Annotated in this window: 1 CRISPR repeat array. The window is 61.3% G+C overall.

From position 1 onward, the window contains the following. Position 1: 1 nt before the first annotated feature. Positions 2-329: direct repeats of the CRISPR family, unit length 28 nt; unit sequence GTTGGCTGCCGCGTAGGCAGCTTAGAAA. Between the last annotated feature and the right edge of the window lie 7 nt (positions 330-336).

Below are 336 nucleotides of genomic sequence, written 5' to 3'. Positions count from 1 at the left end.
CGTTGGCTGCCGCGTAGGCAGCTTAGAAAATTGGCTGCGGAGAACCTGGAGGAAAGCTACGGTTGGCTGCCGCGTAGGCAGCTTAGAAATTGAGCCGCTCGAGCTTGCCGAGCTCGGCATTGTTGGCTGCCGCGTAGGCAGCTTAGAAAACCGTCCGCGGCGAGCTATCGCCGGCGCAGGTGTTGGCTGCCGCGTAGGCAGCTTAGAAAGCGGGGCGGTGCCGTCGCCGTCCACGGCCAGCGTTGGCTGCCGCGTAGGCAGCTTAGAAATGTCACTGAGAAATCCATGGTAAGCCTCCGATGTTGGCTGCCGCGTAGGCAGCTTAGAAATCGCGGT

The organism is Arhodomonas aquaeolei DSM 8974 (assembly GCF_000374645.1).
Taxonomy (GTDB): Bacteria; Pseudomonadota; Gammaproteobacteria; order Nitrococcales; family Nitrococcaceae; genus Arhodomonas; species Arhodomonas aquaeolei.
The sequence above is the reverse complement of the archived record's forward strand: the minus strand, read 5'-3'. Positions and strand labels throughout refer to the sequence as shown.